This window comes from Thioclava indica (assembly GCF_000714545.1).
GTDB classification, from domain to species: Bacteria; Pseudomonadota; Alphaproteobacteria; order Rhodobacterales; family Rhodobacteraceae; genus Thioclava; species Thioclava indica.
Map to the genome: position 1 here is coordinate 56,313 of NZ_AUNB01000011.1, position 17,207 is coordinate 73,519.

Here is a 17,207-nt window from a genome sequence, read left to right on the forward strand (position 1 = left end):
CGGACATGACGAAATATGATGAATCCTGGGTTGCAGCCCAAGAAGCCAAACGCCAGTGGATGCATGAGAATTCACTGTGGAAAGAAGACGACGAAAAGGCCTCTTGTGGTGTTGGTCTTGTGGTCGCCATCGACGGTAAGCCCTCGCGCAAGGTTGTCGAAAACGGCATCGACGCGCTGAAAGCAATCTGGCATCGCGGTGCTGTGGATGCCGATGGCAAGACTGGTGACGGCGCAGGCATCCATGTGCAAATCCCCGCCCCGTTCTTTTACGACCAGATCCGGCGCACCGGGCATGAACCCGATATGGAAAAGATGGTCGCTGTCGGGCAGGTCTTTTTGCCGCGTACCGATTTTGGCGCGCAGGAGCGCTGCCGCACGATCGTGGAATCCGAAGTGCTGCGGATGGGGCATTACATTTACGGCTGGCGCCACGTTCCGGTGAATACGGCTGTGCTGGGGGAAAAGGCGAACTCGACGCGTCCCGAGATTGAGCAGATCCTGATCCGCAACGACAAGGATATCGACCAGGAACAGTTCGAGCGCGAGCTGTACATCATTCGTCGTCGCATCGAGAAGGCCGCGGTCGCTGCCCAGATCGCGGGCCTTTACATCTGCTCGCTGAGCTGCCGCTCGATCATTTACAAAGGCATGATGCTGGCCGAGCAGGTCGCCGAATTCTATCCCGACCTGAAAGACGAACGGTTTGAATCGGCCTTCGCGATCTATCACCAGCGCTATTCCACCAACACCTTCCCGCAATGGTGGCTGGCCCAGCCCTTCCGGATGCTCGCCCATAACGGCGAGATCAACACGATCAAGGGCAACATCAACTGGATGAAAAGCCATGAGATCCGCATGGCCTCGACCGCCTTTGGCGAGAGCGCCGAGGATATCAAGCCGATCATCCCCGCCGGCGCGTCGGATTCCGGTGCGCTGGATGCGGTGTTTGAACTGATGGTGCGTTCGGGCCGCACCGCGCCGATGGTGAAAACCATGCTGGTGCCCGAGCCGTGGTCAAATGACGAAACCATGCCGCAAGCGTTGCAAGATATGTATGCCTATTCCAACGCCGTGATCGAGCCTTGGGATGGTCCCGCCGCCCTCGCGATGACGGATGGCCGCTGGGTTTGCGGCGGTCTGGATCGCAACGGCTTGCGCCCGCTGCGCTATGTCATCACCGGCGATGGCGTGCTGATTGCAGGCTCTGAGGCCGGAATGGTTCCGATTGACGAGTCGATGGTCGTTGAAAAGGGCGCGCTTGGTCCGGGCCAGATGATTGCGGTCGATATGGCCAATGGTAAGCTTTATCATGACGCGGAACTGAAAGATAAATTGGCCCATGCGCAGCCCTTCTCGGAATGGGTCAGCAAGGTCACCGATCTGAACGAACAGTTGCGCGACGTGCCCGAAGCCCCGAAATTCGAGGGTGCCGAACTGCGCAAACGCCAGATCGCGGCGGGCTATTCGGTCGAAGAGATCGAACAAATCCTCGCGCCGATGGCCGAAGATGGCAAAGAGGCGATTGCCTCGATGGGCGATGACACGCCGCCTGCGGTGCTGTCCAAACAATACCGCCCGCTAAGCCATTTCTTCCGGCAAAACTTTAGCCAAGTTACCAACCCGCCGATTGACAGCTTGCGCGAAAATCGGGTGATGAGCCTGAAAACGCGTTTCGGTAACCTCAAGAACGTGCTCGATGAGGACAGCTCGCAAACCGAGATCTGGATTCTTGATACGCCGTTTCTCGCCAATTCCGAATTCGACGCGATGCTGGATCAGTTTGGCGAACAGGTCACCGTGATCGACTGCACTTTCGCGTCGGGCGGCAATCAGGAGACGCTGCATGACGGGCTGACCCGCATCCGCAATGAGGCCGAGGACGCCGTGCGCTCGGGTGCGCTGCATCTGGTGCTGACCGACGAAGGCCAAGACCCCGACAAAGTCGCGATGCCGATGATTTTGGCGACCTCTGCCGTTCATAGCTGGCTGACCAAGAAGGGCCTGCGCACATTTTGTTCGATCAACGTGCGCGCCGCCGAATGTATTGACCCGCATTATTTCGCAGTGCTGATCGGGTCGGGGGCGACCACGGTTAACGCCTATCTGGCCGAGGATACGATTGCAGACCGGATCGCGCGCGGCTTGATCGAGGGAAGCCTTGTCGATGCGATGCGTCGCTATCGCGATGCGATCAATTCGGGGCTTCTCAAAATCATGTCGAAGATGGGCATTTCGGTGCTGTCCTCGTATCGCGGTGGTCTCAACTTTGAGGCGGTGGGTCTGAGCCGTGCGATGGTCGCGGAATATTTCCCCGGCATGCACTCGCGCATTTCCGGCATCGGTCTGCACGGCATTCAGCACAAGCTGGAACAAGTCCACGCCAAAGGCTGGAAGGGCGGGCAAGACGTGCTGCCAATCGGCGGGTTGTATAAATCGCGCCGCACGGGGGAGACCCACGCTTGGGGCGCGCAGACGATGCATATGCTGCAAACGGCGTGCAACCGCGCCAGTTATGATCTGTGGAAGCAGTATTCCGCGATGATGCGGGCCAATCCGCCGATCCATATTCGCGACATGCTCGACATCAAGTCGCTGGGCAAGCCGGTGCCAATCGAAGAGGTGGAAAGCATCACCTCAATCCGCAAGCGGTTCGTGACGCCGGGGATGTCGCTGGGGGCGCTCTCGCCCGAGGCGCACAAACTGCTCAACGTCGCGATGAACCGGATCGGTGCGAAATCCGATAGCGGTGAGGGTGGCGAAGATCCGGCGCATTTCGTGCCCGAACCCAATGGCGACAACCCGTCGGCCAAGATCAAACAGGTGGCATCGGGGCGTTTCGGCGTGACCGCCGAATACCTGAACCACTGTGAAGAGCTGGAGATCAAGGTCGCGCAAGGGGCAAAACCGGGAGAGGGTGGCCAGCTTCCGGGCATGAAGGTCACCGACCTGATCGCGCGGCTGCGGCACTCGACCAAGGGCGTGACGCTGATCTCGCCACCGCCGCACCACGACATCTACTCGATCGAAGACCTCGCGCAGTTGATCTACGATCTCAAGCAGATCAACCCGCGCTGCAAGGTGACGGTCAAGCTGGTGGCGTCCTCGGGCGTTGGCACGATTGCCGCTGGCGTGGCCAAGGCCAAGGCCGACGTGATCCTGATTTCGGGGCACAATGGCGGCACGGGGGCCTCGCCTGCGACCTCGATCAAATACGCCGGTCTGCCGTGGGAAATGGGCCTGACCGAGGCGCATCAGGTTCTTGCGATGAACAACCTGCGTGAACGTGTGACCTTGCGCACCGATGGCGGTTTGCGCACGGGGCGTGATATCGTGATGGCGGCGATGATGGGGGCCGAGGAATACGGCATCGGCACCGCCGCGCTGATCGCGATGGGCTGCATCATGGTGCGCCAGTGCCAGTCGAACACCTGCCCGGTGGGCGTGTGTACGCAAGACCCCGAACTGCGCGCCAAGTTCACCGGTTCGGCGGATAAGGTCGTGAACCTCATCACCTTCTACGCGCAGGAAGTGCGGGAACTGCTTGCCTCGATTGGCGCGCGCAGCTTGGATGAGGTGATCGGGCGCGCTGATTTGCTGACGCAGGTCAGCCGTGGCTCGGCGCATCTGGATGATCTTGACCTGAACCCGCTGCTGATCACTGTCGATGGCTGGGATAAGATCGTTTACGACCGTTCCAAGCCGCGCAACTGGGTGCCCGACACGCTGGACGCCGAGATTATCCGCGACGGTGCGCGTTTCTTCGAAGAAGGCGAGAAGATGCAGCTGAGCTATGCTGTGCGCAACACGCTGCGCACTATCGGCACGCGCGCCTCGAGCCATATCGTCAAGAATTTCGGGATGCGCAACGCGCTGCAGCCCGATCATCTGACGGTCAAGCTGACCGGATCGTGTGGTCAGTCCTTGGGGGCATTTGCGGCACCGGGTCTCAAGATCGAAGTGTCGGGCGATGCCAATGACTACGTCGGCAAGGGTCTGTCGGGTGGCACGATTGTGGTGCGCCCGCCGATGACCAGCCCGCTTGTGGCGTCTGAAAACACGATCATCGGCAACACGGTGCTTTATGGCGCGACCGACGGGCATCTGTTTGCCGCAGGGCGCGCGGGTGAACGCTTTGGCGTGCGTAACTCGGGGGCCAAAGTGGTGATCGAGGGCTGCGGATCGAACGGCTGTGAATATATGACCGGTGGGGTTGCGGTGATTTTGGGCTCGATCGGGCCGAATTTCGGCGCGGGGATGACGGGCGGTATGGCCTATCTTTATGATCCCGATGGCGCGGCTGAGGATCTGATGAACCTCGAAAGCCTTGTCACCTGCGGCTTGGGTCATCCCTATTGGGAAGCCCAACTCAAAGGCCTGATCGAGCGTCACGTCGAGGAAACCGGTTCGCGCAAAGCGGCAGATATTTTGCAGCATTGGGAGAGCGAAAAGGCCAACTTCCTGCAGGTCTGTCCGAAAGAGATGCTCATTCATCTGTCGCATCCGCTTACCGATGAACCGCAGGCGATGCCGGCAGAGTAAGGGAACCCTTACGCAAACCAGACGTTTTAGAAGGGCGGGGCCAAGGGTCTCGCCCTTTTTATCTGTTTGGAGGTTGCCCGATGTCCGAGTTGCTAGTGATTGCCCGCGAAACCGAAGAGGCGGCGCTTGAGTTGCGCGATACTCTGCAAGATCTGCAGAAACAGGGTCTGTTTCGCGCCGAGGATATCGTTGTCGTGACGCGCGAAGACGATGGGGCCGTGCGCTTGCATCAAATGAGAAACACCACCGCGATGGGGGCGATTGGCGGTGCGGTCTGGGGCGGTTTGCTGGGGCTGGTGTTTATGTCGCCAGTGATCGGGGCCGCGATTGGCGCAGGCACCGGGGCGGTTGCCGGACATGCCACAGATTTAGGGATCAACGACGACTTCATGCGCGATGCGGGAACCAATCTGCCCAAAGGCGGCGCGGCGGTGTTCACGCTGATCCCCAAGGAGGGCGCAGAACCGCTGATGGCGCAGCTTAAAACGCTAGGCCACACCGACGCCACTGTTATGCGCGCCGATCTGCATCCCGATTTCCGCGATCGCCTTGCCGCGACGCTAGCCGCTGGTGGTGCGACGACCCTTATTGGCGAAGACCTGACTGAGGGCGCGGCTGGCGCTCGGACAAACATTGTCGGCGGGTCGGTCAATCCAGAGACAGACGCGAAACCGTGACCGTATGAGGTGGCCCTGGGCCGCGTCTGCCTCAATTCTGCCGTAATCTTTGTGCTTTTTGGAAACAATTAAAAGGCAATAAATACGAGCAGCAGGCCCAACAATGGCGACATATTACGACCAATTCTACCAACTCGACCCGGGAAATCCCCCTGACGCAGGTGAGGTATTCGATCCTTCGACTCTAAGCCTGAACGACTATAATAACGACGATCGGATCTCGCCGACGACGAGCCAGTGGGATATTTGGCGCGGTCGGTACGACACGGTTGATGGTCAGCGGCTCACCGGCGTTTGGCGCGGGGATACGATCACCATCGAAAAGGCGAATGGTGACCAGATCACGATCACCGGAGACACGTTCTATCTCGCCGATGGCCGGACCTACTTCACCCCGACTGACGGAACGATCCTGCATGACGGCGCGACCTTCGTCAGTTCCACCTATGTCACGTCAAGTACCTATGCCCCGGTCGGAGATCTGGGACCGGAGTGTTTCGTCGCCGGCACGCTGATCACAACGCCTCGGGGCGAGGTGCCGGTGGAATGGCTGCGCGCGGGCGATCTGGTCGAGACTCTTGACGCCGGGCCGCAGCCGCTGATCTGGACGGGTGGCCGGCAGGTCGCTGGCCGTGGTGCTTACGCGCCTGTGCGATTTGAGGCCGGCGTGTTGGGCAACCGCCGCCCGCTTCTGGTCTCGCAGCAGCACCGGATGATGCTGAGCGGCTGGCGCGCAGAGCTGGCTTGCGGCGCGCCCGAGGTGCTGGTTGCGGCAAAACATCTGGTCAATGGTAGCTCCGTGCGGATCGTCGAGATGCCGCGTCTGCGCTATGTGCACCTGTTGCTTGACGCCCATCACGTTCTGACCGCCGAGGGTGCCCCATGCGAAAGCCTGTTTCCCGGTGAAATGATCCTGGATGAGGATCGTGCGATTCACGGTGAAATCCGCGATGCATGGGGGGCGCATCGCAGCGATGCCATCGAGAGCATGGTAACCGCGCGACAGGTTGCGCGCGGCTCGGAAGTTTCGCTTTTGGCGGCTTGACCACCCCCATGCGAGCGTGACTTATACGCCCATGGCGAAAACGAGAAAATCGAAAAAGAAGACCCGTCGGGGCAGTGCCACCTCGGGTCTGATGGCAGGCATGACCGCGCCATTCCGGCTGGTGCTGAAATGGCTGGGTCGTGCCGCATTGGTGGTGGTCGCGATCTATTTGGCGCTGATCGTGGTCTATAAATTCGTCAATCCGCCAACTGATTACTACATGTGGTCCGAACGGCACCGCCTTGGCGCGGTTGATCAGCAATGGGTCGCGATGGATGATATCGCTCCCGTCATGGCACGCTCGGTTGTTGCCGCAGAGGATGCAAATTTCTGCAATCATTGGGGCTTTGACATGCATGCGATCCGCTCTGCGATTGACGATGGTGCCAATAGAGGCGCATCGACGATCAGCCAGCAGGTCGTGAAAAACGTTTTCCTCTGGCAGGGGCGTAGCTGGATTCGCAAGGCGATGGAGGCCGCGTTGACCCCGGCGGTCGAGGCAATCTGGTCCAAGCGGCGCATCCTTGAGGTCTATCTCAATGTCGCGGAATTTGATGAGGGCGCTTTTGGTGTCGATGCCGCTGCGTTTCGTTATTTCCGCACTTCGCCGGACAAGCTGACAGCCCGGCAGGCGGCCTTGATCGCAGCGGTTCTACCCGATCCCAAAGGGCGTTCGGCGGCAAAGCCTTCGGCGTTTGTGCAGCGCAGAGCACGCGCGATTATCGACGGCGCGGCGACAATCAAGAATGATGGCCGCGCCGCGTGTTTCGAGTGATCACTCGGCGGGCTGAGTATCGGACACGCGGCGCATCACCGCGAACAGCTCGGCCACTTTGATCCCGAATTTGCGCATCTGCGAGCGGTTTAGCAGCGTGCCATCGGGCATCTGGTAAATCCAGTCGGTCACATCCAGAACATGCCCGCCCGCATCCTCGGGCAGGCGCAGCTTGTAATGCATCTCAAGCGCATTGCCCCGTTGGTTCATCGTAGCCACGCCTTCGATATCATCTGCGGTCGAACTGATCGTGCCATCCTCGGCAAACCGGATCTTCCAGGCCCGGCTTTGGGTTCGACCTGAGGCGTAATCAAACTCCTCGTTAATCACGCCGCCTTCATTGGTGAAGCTGCCGACCATCATCGCGCGAAACCGCGATGTGACGCGCCCGGTGGGGCCGTAGATCATGCCATGCGCCTCGACCGGCCCCTCAAAGGCCTGACGAATGTCGAAGCTTGGGCTTTCGCTGGCATAATCGGATAGGCGCTGCGCCGGGAAGCTGAAAAACACCTGCCGGATCAGCAGCGCTGCAAGAATAAGAACGGCTATCGCCAAGAGGAGCTTGATCATCGCTCACGCCCTCGCATGGACAAGTTGGACCTGCACCACATCGGTGTGGTCGACGGCAAAGGCCGCTGCGCAGGCTTCAAGATAATAGAGCCAGCCGCGCAGGAAATCGGGACCATAGCCCATCTGCGCAGCCCGCTCGGCGCGCTCTTTCAGACGCGCGGCCCACTGTCGGCAGGTCTCGGCGTAATCTTGGCCGAAACCAAAGCTTTCCTTCACCATCAGCCCCGCACGGGCCGCCTGATCGCGGATGACGCTATCAGACAGCAACATGCCGCCCGGAAAGGTGTATTGGCGGATGAAATCAGACGTCTTGCGATAGGTTGGAAAGTAGGAATCAGACACTGTTATGGCCTGAATTACCGCTGATCCGCCTTCGGAGAGGCGATCCTTCAGCGTTGAGAAATAGGTCGGCCAGTAGCGTTCGCCGACCGCCTCGATCATCTCAATCGATACGATATGATCGAATTTTCCGGGCGTATGGCGGTAGTCTTGCAGCCGGATATCCGCGCGGCCATCAAGGCGCGCATCGGCATAGCCCTTCTGACTTGGCGAGATCGTGATTCCGGTCACGTCACGCCCTTGCTCCGCCGCGCGCTCTGCGAAATGGCCCCAACCGCAGCCGATTTCCAGCACGCGTTCACCGTCACCAAGCGAATCGAGAATACGGTCTAACTTGCGGTTTTGCGCGCGATGCAAATCCTGATCGCCGGGCGCAAACAAGGCGGAAGAATAGCTCATCCCCTCATCCAGCCAGATCTGGTAGAACTCGTTTCCAACATCGTAATGCGCGCGGATATTGCGCGACGATCCCCGCAACGAGTTGGCGCGCATCAGGCGGTCAATGATTTTGAAACGCAGGTTCGACCAGAAACCAGCATAGGCGTAACTATCCGCAATCGAAAGGTTTTTCAGCGCGATCGTCAGCAACCCCTCAATAGACGGCGTGTCCCACATGCCCGCAACATACGCCTCACCCAGACCGACATCGCCGCGCGCAGCCATCATCACGACCGCTTGCCAGTCGCGAATGATCATTTCGGCATGGGGCGCGCCGCGACCGAAATGACGGGTCTCGCCATCGGGCAAGCGAAGGGAGAGCGTCCCGTGCTCAATCTTCTCGCAGGTATCCAGAAACTCTTTACGAATCCGGTTGGTGAAAAAGGGCATCATCGCGAGATCTCCTTATGTGGTGGGGCGGGGTGCGGACGGTAAGCGGCCCCTTTGAGTTTCAGGCGCAGGGCTTGCCAGTAGATCAGGGCAATCGTGCGGATCGGGGTAAACGGGCGACGCAGGGCAACGACGATCAAATCGCGCGAACGGAGCGGCTTGCGTGTTGTGATCAACGTCGCAGTCACGCCCTCATTGCCGTTCTCATGCGCGATGCGGATCGCGATTTTCGTGTCTGTGATATCGAACCGAAACTGGTAATCGCCCGCGATGTCCTGAAACGGTGAGACGTGAAAGATTTTACGGCTTTCGATCTTCGTTTGCGCCGTAATAGGGTCGAAATCTGCGGTTGCGCAGAGGTAGGAATGACGGTCGCCAAAGGTATTGTTGACCTCGGCAATCACCGCGCGCAAATGATCCTGCGCGTCAAAGGACAGCCAGAAATTCACCGGATTGAAGCCAGAACCGAAGATGCGCGGCTGGGTCAGAAGACGTAGCGAATGTGGTGCAGGCGCACCGGCCTCGACCAGCTTGCATCGCGCCCATGTAGCGCCCTCTCCCTGACCACGGACACCGCCGTAATCCCGGTCACGCAGCACGGCGAGATTGCGACCTTTGCGCGAAAACAAGCGCGGCCAAGGCCCATCGGATTCGGGATCAATCAGCACATAATCCACGTGGTAGCGAAACCCGTGGGAAATCGCGCCGCGCCGCGCGTGTCCGGTCGTTCCGGGGCAAAATTCGGCGTTCATGCGGACACCAGATCAAGGATGGGCTGGAATTGGGCGTTTTGGTTGATTGCGCGCGCAACGCGCACCGCCGAAGCAAACCCGTCCTCGTGAAAGCCGTGACGCAGCCAGGCACCCGCATACCACGTCCGATTTAGACCCTGAATCGCCGCAATATCGCCCTGCGCCTTCAAAGCCGCGCGATCAAAGACCGGATGCCAGAACACCTCATGATCGTAGATCGCCTCTTGCGCGATTTCGGCCTCGGGGTTGAGCGTGACGAAAAGCGGGTCGTTATGCGGAATGTTTTGCAGCTTGTTCATCCAATAGGTCACGCCCAAACGCGTCTCGTTCTGGCATTGCGAGGCCTGATAGGTCCAGCTTGACCAACAGGCGCGCCGCCGCGGCATCTGCCGTTCGTCGCGGTGTAGGTAGACATCATTGGGCTGGTAGCGGATCGCGCCTAGCGCAGCAGTTTCCAGCGCGGTTGGCTGGGCCAGCAGGCGAAGCGCTTGATCGGAATGGGTCGCGATGATCACCTGATCGAACGTGTCAGGCAGCGCATTTTTCGCGGAAATAGTGACGTTTTGGGCGCCGCGCTGCACGGATGTCACCGGCGTGCCGACACGGAACTCAACGCCTCGCACGCTCAGAGCCGCCTCAAGCCGTTTGACATATTCAATCGAGCCGCCGGAAACGGTCCACCATTGGTGTTGCCCTGTGGCCGACAAAAGCGCGTGGTTTTCAAAGAACCGCATCAGGCTGCGCGCCGGAAACGCCCCGATTTCAGTGGCGGGCGTGGACCAGATCGCGCCGCAGATCGGCAGCAGGTAGTAGCGGCGAAACCAGTCGCCCATGTTAAGCGCATCCATCAACGCGTCGATGGTCATGTCATCGTTTTGGGCCATCTCGACGGCACGCGCATTGAATTTCGCGATGTCGGCGATCATCCGGTAGAAACCGGGACGCGCGAAGTTACTCTTTTGAGCGACCAATCCGCGCAAATCGCGCAGCGCATATTCGATGCGGCCCTGATCAATGCTGACGCCAAAGCTCATGTCCGATCGCTCGACCGGCACTTCAAGCTCGGCAAACATCCGCGTCAGATGCGGATAGTTGGCGTAGTTGAACACGATAAAGCCCGTATCAACGGGTTGATCGCCCTGGCGTCCGGCAAGGATGGTGCGGGAATGACCGCCCAAACGGCTTTCCGACTCGTAGATCGTTACGCGGTTGTGCGGTGCAAGTTGCCAGGCTGCGGCCAGCCCGGAAATGCCCGACCCGATGATGGCGATGCGTTGCGCTCTCGGATGCGGTGCGTCGAAGGACATATCTTTACTCCCAATCACTTGAACAGGTAACGACGGGTGCTAGCATTTGGATCAGAAGTTTTTTTCGACGCCGAGTGATCCGGGTGTTAAAACGACGCGTAGTCTGGTCATGATAGAAGCCCTGACCATAGACTCCGAGACGAAAACGCCCCTGCCGCACGGCTTGCGGCCGGGCTATGCTGGGAAGAGTATGAACGACAGCGGTGCGTCAAGCGAACAGATAAGCCAAGGTTGCGAGCAGACCGACTGGTTGGTGGCCGTGCGCGAGCATCGCGACAAGGCGGCCTTCGGGCGGTTGTATGACCACTTCACCCCGCGTCTCAAAGGGATGTTGATCCGGTCTGGCATGTCCGGCGCCGCTGCTGAGGATGTGGTGCAGGACGTGATGCTGACGATCTGGCGTAAGGCGCATCTGTATGACGAGGGGCGGGCGCGGGCCTCGGCATGGATCTACCGGATTGCGCGCAATCGCCAGATTGATGTGATCCGCCGCCGTCCGCGCCCCGTACCTGATGAGATGATTGTCGAGGCAGAAAGCCGTGAGGCCCATGACGCGGATGCGATGGTCAGCTTGGAACAAGAGGCCGTGCAATTGCGCGAAGCCCTTGCAACGCTGCCACAATCGCAACGCGAGATTGTTGAACGCGCCTATGTCGGCGAGTTGACACAGGCGGAAATACGAGAGGCGACCGGCCTTGCCTTGGGAACCATTAAGTCACGAATTCGGCTAGCACTGGAGAAGTTACGGCACGAATTGAAAGATCTGAGGGACGAATGAAACAGATTACGCATCATCTGCCAGAGTGGTTGATCCGGTCTTATGCTGCCGGAAGCCTTGGTCATGCGTTTTCGCTCGTCGTGGCGACGCATGTCAGTCAGTGCGACGAATGCCGCGCGCGGCTTGAGGCCGAAGAAGCCGCAGGCGGTGTTGTTCTAGAGGGGCTTGAGGCCGTTGATACATCTGACGATCTGCGTGCGCGGGTATTTGACGGGCTTGATGAAGATATCGCCCCCGAAGCTCCTGCGCCCCAGCGAACCGGCATCTATCCCGGCGCGTTAATTGCCGAGATGGGTTCAGATCAGCCGCGTTGGCGGTCTTTGGGAGGCGGAATTCGCCAAGCCATCTTGAGCGAGGACAAACAGGGCTCGGCGCGTTTGCTGTATATTCCGCAGGGGATGGCGGTGCCCGATCACACGCATGGTGGCTTGGAGCTGACCTTGGTATTGCAAGGCTCGTTCCACGACGAGACGGGTGAATTTGGCGTCGGCGATGTCGAAGTGGCCGAGGATGATCTGGATCACACCCCGACTGCAGGCATGGGTGAGGCCTGTATTTGTCTTGCTGCGACCGATGCACCGCTGCAATTCAAGGGGCTTTTGCCGCGCCTGTTGCAGCCGATTTTCCGCATCTAACGCGGCTGCGCAAATCCACAGTTTTCAAGGCCCGCCATGCGTGACAGTCATGGCGGGTCTTTGCATTTTCTCCTCGTTTTAGCCCCGAAACAATGGGTGCGCTTACGCAGATCATCTCGCGCGTTGGCAAGGGGGGCACAAAACGCTTATATGCCTGTCATAACGACCAAAAAGGACACGCCGTGGCGATCCATCTGCATGAGAACGACTTGCCGGACGGGCTTAACCTGGGGCCGGTCGTAGCGATTGATACCGAAACGATGGGGCTTGATCCGCGCCGGGATCGGCTGTGTCTGGTTCAGCTATCCTCGGGCGACGGCAACGCGCATCTGGTCAAGATCGCCAAGGGCCAGACAGAGGCGCCGCGCCTGTGTGCGATGCTCGCTGATCCACACACCGAAAAGCTGTTTCACTTCGCGCGCTTTGATCTGGCCGCTTTGTATCATGCGTTTGGCGTTGTGACGCAGCCGGTGTTTTGCACCAAGATCGCCTCTAAGATGGTGCGCACGTTCACGGATCGTCATGGTCTAAAAGTGCTACTGCATGAAATCGTAGGAGTTGATATCTCCAAACAGCAACAAAGCTCGGATTGGGGGGCGGTCACGTTGAGCGCCGCGCAAAAAGACTACGCGGCAAGTGATGTGCTGTATCTTCACAAGCTGCGAGAGGAACTGGAGCGCCGCCTGATCCGCGAAGATCGCCGCGCTTTGGCGCAGTCTTGTTTCGATTTTCTGCCTGCGCGTGCGCAGCTTGATTTACTAGGATGGGAGGAACCCAATGACATCTTCCACCACTGATTATAGCGCCACGGCGCGCCGCGTGATCGCGATTGAAATCGCGGGCATGACGGCATTGGCCGACAGTCTAAATGGCGAATTTTCCCGCGCGGTCGAGATGATCCTCGCCACCAAGGGCCGCGTGATCGTCTCGGGTATGGGGAAGTCGGGGCATATCGGGCGCAAGATTGCCGCGACTTTGGCATCGACCGGGACGCCCGCGCATTTCGTCCACCCCGCCGAGGCAAGCCACGGCGATCTGGGCATGATCACGCAAACCGATCTGGCGCTGGTGCTGTCCAATTCCGGTGAAACGCCTGAACTGGCCGATCTGATCGCGCATACGCGGCGGTTTTCGATCCCGATGATCGGGGTAGCCAGCCGGCCTGGCTCTACGCTGCTGAAACAGGCCGATCTGGCGCTGGTGCTGCCTCAAGCCGAAGAGGCCTGCGGCACGGGCGTGGTGCCTACCACCTCGACGACGATGACGCTGGCGCTGGGCGATGCGCTGGCCGTGGCGCTGATGGAGCATCGCCACTTCACAGCCGAGCATTTCCGCACCTTCCACCCCGGTGGCAAGCTGGGGGCGCGTCTGGCCAAGGTTTCGGACCTGATGCATACCGATCTGCCGCTGGTGCCCGAGCCAACACCGATGTCCGAAGCGCTGCTGGTGATGAGCCAGAAGGGCTTTGGCGTGATCGGCGCGATGGATGCGCGGGGCCACCTGACCGGTATCGTCACCGATGGCGATTTGCGCCGCCATATGAATGGGCTGCTAGAGCACACCGTCGCCGAGGTGATGACCGCCGCGCCGCGCACCATCACTCCGGATCAACTGGCCGAGGCCGCCGTGGCGCAGATGAACGAACGCAAAATCACCAGCCTATTCGTCGTCGAGAACGCGCGCCCCGTGGGCTTTATCCAGATCCACGATTGCCTGCGCGCCGGGATCGTCTGATGGAGTATGACAACAGCCATTCGCAACTGGTGGGCTGGGCCAAGATCGTCCTGCCGCTGAGTGCGCTTGTTCTGTTGTCGACGTTGTTTTTGTTTTCCAACCGGATCGACCCCAGCGCGGCCATTCCCTATGCGCAGGTTGATGTCGAAAAACTTGCGCGCGAATCTGCGCTGACCCGGCCTGAATTTTCCAGCGTAACGCAGGACGGCGGGACGCTGACCGTGACGGCTGAACAGGCGCGCCCCGAACCCGAAAATGGCGCTGGCGCATCGGCGCAGCAGTTGATTGCCAAACTGACCGCCAAAGACGGGCTCGTGACCGATCTGAGCGCGAAACAGGGTCGTTTCAACACAGCCGCAGGAGAGATCACCTTGCAAGGCTCGGTCGCAATGCAGACCTCGCAGGGCTATCATATGACGTCGGATCTGATCGAAATGCAGACCGATCGCAGCAAGATCGTCTCGCCCGGTCCGATCCAAGGGGACGCGCCGTTTGGCTCGCTTGAGGCAGGTTCTATGACAATGACCGCGCCCAAACCGGGCGGCGATGACGATCTGGTTTTCAACAAGGGTGTGAAGCTGATATATCAGCCAAAGCAATGAGGGTGTGATGCGAAGCCTTGCGAGTGTTCTAAGCTTGAGTGCGATCCTGCTGATCCCCGCGATCGCGCAGGCCCAACAGGTGACGTTTGGTGGTATGCGCGCCGATACCAAAGCCCCGGTAGAGGTCACGGCCGATCAGCTTAACGTCAATCAGCAAAGCGGCAAGGCGGTGTTCAGCGGCAATGTGCTGGTGGGCCAAGGCACGATGCGACTCATGGCCGCGCAGGTCGAGGTGCAATACGCAGAAAACGACCGCACGAAAATCTCGCAGTTGGTTGCAACTGGCGGCGTCACACTGGTGTCAGAAACCGAGGCCGCCGAGGCCCGGCAGGCTGTCTATGATGTGCCCGCCGGAACCGTTGTGCTAAGTGGCAACGTGCTGTTGACCCAAGGCGATAACGTGATGTCGGGCAATCGGCTGAACGTTGATCTCAGCACCGGGACAGGGCAGATGGACGGACGCGTGCGCACGATCCTCAAGCCCGGAAATCAGTGATGGACGCCCAGACCGAAAATCGCGGCGGGCCGACTCCGGTAATGCAGGACACGGACGGCCTGCATGTGCGCGGCTTGCGCAAAAGCTATCGCCGTCGTCCTGTGATTCGCGATGTCTCGCTGGACGTTTCGCGCGGTGAGGTGGTGGCGCTGCTTGGGCCGAACGGCTCGGGTAAGACGACATGTTTCTACAATATCGCCGGATTGATCCGCCCCGATGCCGGTCAGGTCATGCTGGATGGGCGCGATGTGACGGGTCTGCCGATGTATCGCCGTGCCCGGTTGGGCATTGGCTATTTGCCGCAGGAAGCCTCGATTTTTCGCGGGCTTACGGTTGAGCAGAACATCATGGCGGTGCTGGAAATCGCTGTTGCCGACCCGCATGTTCGTCGCGAACGGCTAGAGGAACTGCTGGGCGACTTCTCTATCGGGCATCTGCGTCAGGCCCCCGCGATGGCGCTGTCGGGTGGTGAGCGGCGGCGCTGTGAAATCGCGCGCTGTCTGGCAGCAGATCCGAAATACCTGCTGCTCGATGAACCCTTCGCGGGCGTCGATCCAATCGCGGTTTCGGAAATCCGCGCCTTGGTGTCGCAACTGAAAGATCGCGGCATCGGCGTGCTGATCACCGATCATAACGTGCGCGAAACGCTCGAAATTGTCGAACGCGCCTATATTTTGCATGATGGCAAGGTGCTGATGTCGGGCACGACCGAGGAAGTCGTGCAGGATGAAAATGTGCGCCGGGTCTATCTGGGCCAGAATTTCCGCATACTTTGATAGCTGCGTGAGCGAACTGTTCAAATCCATCGCAGGTCAACCGTTGACACCCCGCCCGTTCCGTCCCCAAATATACTTACATGCGTGATTGTCGCCCCCACCTCCAGCGCACGTCCGCCGAGCCCAACTCGGTTCGCGTCCGCGCTTGGCCAAAGCGTCGCGGTGGTAAGGGTGTGATCTGCATTTTCCCCAGGGAATTTAACCGGCTCGCAATCTGTCCGTGTCACGGTCAGGCGGCGCGGCCTAATGCGTGAAGGAGAAAATCCATGCGGTACCAGATCACTGGCAAGCAAATCGATATTGGCGAGGCGCTACAGTCTCATGTCAAATCCGAACTGGCCGAGACGATCGACAAATATATGCAGCGGCCGACTGATGCGACGATCACCTTCTCAAAGAACGCACATGAATTTATTTGCGAATCGACGGTGCACCTGTCCACGGGCCTGACCGCATCGGCTAAGGGTCACGCGACCGAGATTTACGCAGCCTTCGATAGCTGCCGCGAGAAAATGGGCAAACAACTGCGCCGCCATAAGCGTCGGCTCAAGGATCATCAACGCGATCGGGTGGAACCGGTTGAATTCGGGGCGGCAGGGCTGTATGTGCTCGCCGCAGAGCAAGAGGACGAAGCGGGCGAGGCGGCCAATGTCGCACCGGTGATCGTGGCAGAGATGGAGTCGAAGGTACCCACTTTGTCAGTCGGTGAGGCAGTGATGCAGATGGAGCTTTCCGACGCGCCGTTGCTTGTCTTCCGGAATGAGAAACATGGCGGGGTCAATGTCGTGCATCGTCGCGACGACGGCAATATTGGCTGGATCGACCCGCGCAACAGCAAATGAGCGTTTCCCAAACGGGCAGCGCGGAAAAGACGGGTTATATGGATCTATCGAGGTTGCTCAAGCCTGGCGCGGTTAAGGTGCTGTCCAATGTGACAAGCAAGAAGCGCCTTTTTCAGGATCTCGGCGATATCGCGTCGACGAGCTATGGGCTTGACGCTGCACAGACCGTGGATGCGTTGCAGGAGCGTGAAAGCCTAGGGCCGACGGGTGTCGGTCACGGGGTGGCGCTTCCGCATGCCCGTCTTAACGCGCTGGATGAGGTAGTGGGCGTGTTCTTGCGGCTCGAAAAGCCGCTCGATTTCGACGCGGTGGATCGGCTGCCGGTGGATCTGGTCTTTGCGTTGTTTGCACCCAAGGATTCGGGTGTGGAGCATCTCAAGGCGCTGGCTTTGGTGTCGCGCACGATGCGGGATGCTGAAACCTGCGAAAAGCTGCGCGCCAATTCCGATCCTTCGGCGCTGCATGCCGTCCTGACCGAGGCGCAGGGCCGTCAAGCTGCCTGACACTTAT

General features: G+C 59.6%; 17 protein-coding genes. 13 read left to right on the top strand and 4 right to left on the bottom strand.

Annotated features, from left to right (window positions below; all coding sequences use genetic code 11):
• The first annotated feature begins 5 nt into the window (after window positions 1-5).
• The 4 genes from gltB (at window position 6) to mtgA (ending at window position 7,038) form a co-directional block, all read left to right on the top strand.
• Entirely contained in the window at window positions 6-4,541 is a 4,536-nt protein-coding gene (gene gltB / locus DT23_RS03940) for a glutamate synthase large subunit (RefSeq protein WP_038128430.1), read from the top strand.
• A gap of 80 nt (window positions 4,542-4,621) precedes the next feature.
• Window positions 4,622-5,218: a DUF1269 domain-containing protein gene (locus DT23_RS03945; protein WP_051697031.1), complete on the top strand. Its 597-nt coding sequence runs from the start codon at window positions 4,622-4,624 to the stop codon at window positions 5,216-5,218.
• A 103-nt stretch (window positions 5,219-5,321) separates the two neighbouring features.
• Window positions 5,322-6,263, top strand: a complete 942-nt coding sequence (locus DT23_RS03950; protein ID WP_038128433.1) for a Hint domain-containing protein — start codon at window positions 5,322-5,324, stop codon at window positions 6,261-6,263.
• 31 nt (window positions 6,264-6,294) lie between these two features.
• Window positions 6,295-7,038, top strand: coding sequence for a monofunctional biosynthetic peptidoglycan transglycosylase (gene mtgA, locus DT23_RS03955; protein WP_038128436.1), 744 nt, complete (start codon window positions 6,295-6,297; stop codon window positions 7,036-7,038).
• Here mtgA and DT23_RS03960 read toward each other — a convergent pair whose 3' ends face one another.
• From DT23_RS03960 to DT23_RS03975, 4 genes are read right to left on the bottom strand one after another with little or no spacing between them, the layout of a single operon-like run.
• Window positions 7,039-7,608 carry a DUF3833 domain-containing protein gene (locus DT23_RS03960; protein WP_038128438.1) on the bottom strand — a complete coding sequence of 190 codons (570 nt, stop codon included), beginning with the start codon at window positions 7,606-7,608 and terminating at the stop codon, window positions 7,039-7,041.
• A 3-nt stretch (window positions 7,609-7,611) separates the two neighbouring features.
• Window positions 7,612-8,775 (bottom strand): SAM-dependent methyltransferase, encoded by a 1,164-nt coding sequence (locus DT23_RS03965; RefSeq protein ID WP_038128506.1) that lies wholly within the window; start codon window positions 8,773-8,775, stop codon window positions 7,612-7,614.
• A complete protein-coding gene (locus DT23_RS03970; protein WP_038128440.1) occupies window positions 8,775-9,527 on the bottom strand; it encodes a DUF1365 domain-containing protein in 753 nt (250 codons plus the stop codon). The genes DT23_RS03965 and DT23_RS03970 overlap by 1 nt, the downstream gene beginning before the upstream one ends.
• The gene (locus DT23_RS03975) at window positions 9,524-10,834 is read right to left on the bottom strand and encodes an NAD(P)/FAD-dependent oxidoreductase (protein WP_038128443.1); all 1,311 of its coding nucleotides are present in this window, start codon (window positions 10,832-10,834) and stop codon (window positions 9,524-9,526) included. Before DT23_RS03975 ends, DT23_RS03970 begins: the two co-directional genes overlap by 4 nt.
• Window positions 10,835-11,024: 190 nt before the next feature.
• Between DT23_RS03975 and DT23_RS03980 the strand changes: the two genes are divergently transcribed.
• The 9 genes from DT23_RS03980 to DT23_RS04020 all read left to right on the top strand — a co-directional run bounded on the left by DT23_RS03980 (window position 11,025) and on the right by DT23_RS04020 (window position 17,200).
• Window positions 11,025-11,612, top strand: a complete 588-nt coding sequence (locus DT23_RS03980; RefSeq protein ID WP_051697032.1) for a sigma-70 family RNA polymerase sigma factor — start codon at window positions 11,025-11,027, stop codon at window positions 11,610-11,612.
• Window positions 11,609-12,247, top strand: coding sequence for a ChrR family anti-sigma-E factor (locus DT23_RS03985; protein WP_038128446.1), 639 nt, complete (start codon window positions 11,609-11,611; stop codon window positions 12,245-12,247). The genes DT23_RS03980 and DT23_RS03985 overlap by 4 nt, the downstream gene beginning before the upstream one ends.
• A 182-nt stretch (window positions 12,248-12,429) precedes the next feature.
• Window positions 12,430-13,044, top strand: a complete 615-nt coding sequence (locus tag DT23_RS03990; protein ID WP_038128509.1) for a ribonuclease D — start codon at window positions 12,430-12,432, stop codon at window positions 13,042-13,044.
• Window positions 13,025-13,981, top strand: coding sequence for a KpsF/GutQ family sugar-phosphate isomerase (locus DT23_RS03995; protein ID WP_038128448.1), 957 nt, complete (start codon window positions 13,025-13,027; stop codon window positions 13,979-13,981). Before DT23_RS03990 ends, DT23_RS03995 begins: the two co-directional genes overlap by 20 nt.
• The gene (locus tag DT23_RS04000; protein WP_038128450.1) at window positions 13,981-14,583 is read left to right on the top strand and encodes a hypothetical protein; all 603 of its coding nucleotides are present in this window, start codon (window positions 13,981-13,983) and stop codon (window positions 14,581-14,583) included. Before DT23_RS03995 ends, DT23_RS04000 begins: the two co-directional genes overlap by 1 nt.
• 7 nt (window positions 14,584-14,590) lie before the next feature.
• Complete coding sequence (gene lptA / locus DT23_RS04005; protein WP_081846904.1) at window positions 14,591-15,079, top strand: lipopolysaccharide transport periplasmic protein LptA; 489 nt, start codon at window positions 14,591-14,593, stop codon at window positions 15,077-15,079.
• Window positions 15,079-15,855 (top strand): LPS export ABC transporter ATP-binding protein, encoded by a 777-nt coding sequence (lptB, locus tag DT23_RS04010; RefSeq protein WP_051697033.1) that lies wholly within the window; start codon window positions 15,079-15,081, stop codon window positions 15,853-15,855. The genes lptA and lptB overlap by 1 nt, the downstream gene beginning before the upstream one ends.
• 266 nt (window positions 15,856-16,121) lie before the next feature.
• Window positions 16,122-16,697, top strand: a complete 576-nt coding sequence (hpf, locus tag DT23_RS04015) for a ribosome hibernation-promoting factor, HPF/YfiA family (RefSeq protein ID WP_038128455.1) — start codon at window positions 16,122-16,124, stop codon at window positions 16,695-16,697.
• Window positions 16,698-16,735: 38 nt separating this feature from the next.
• The gene (locus tag DT23_RS04020; RefSeq protein ID WP_038128515.1) at window positions 16,736-17,200 is read left to right on the top strand and encodes a PTS sugar transporter subunit IIA; all 465 of its coding nucleotides are present in this window, start codon (window positions 16,736-16,738) and stop codon (window positions 17,198-17,200) included.
• The last annotated feature ends 7 nt before the right edge of the window (window positions 17,201-17,207 follow it).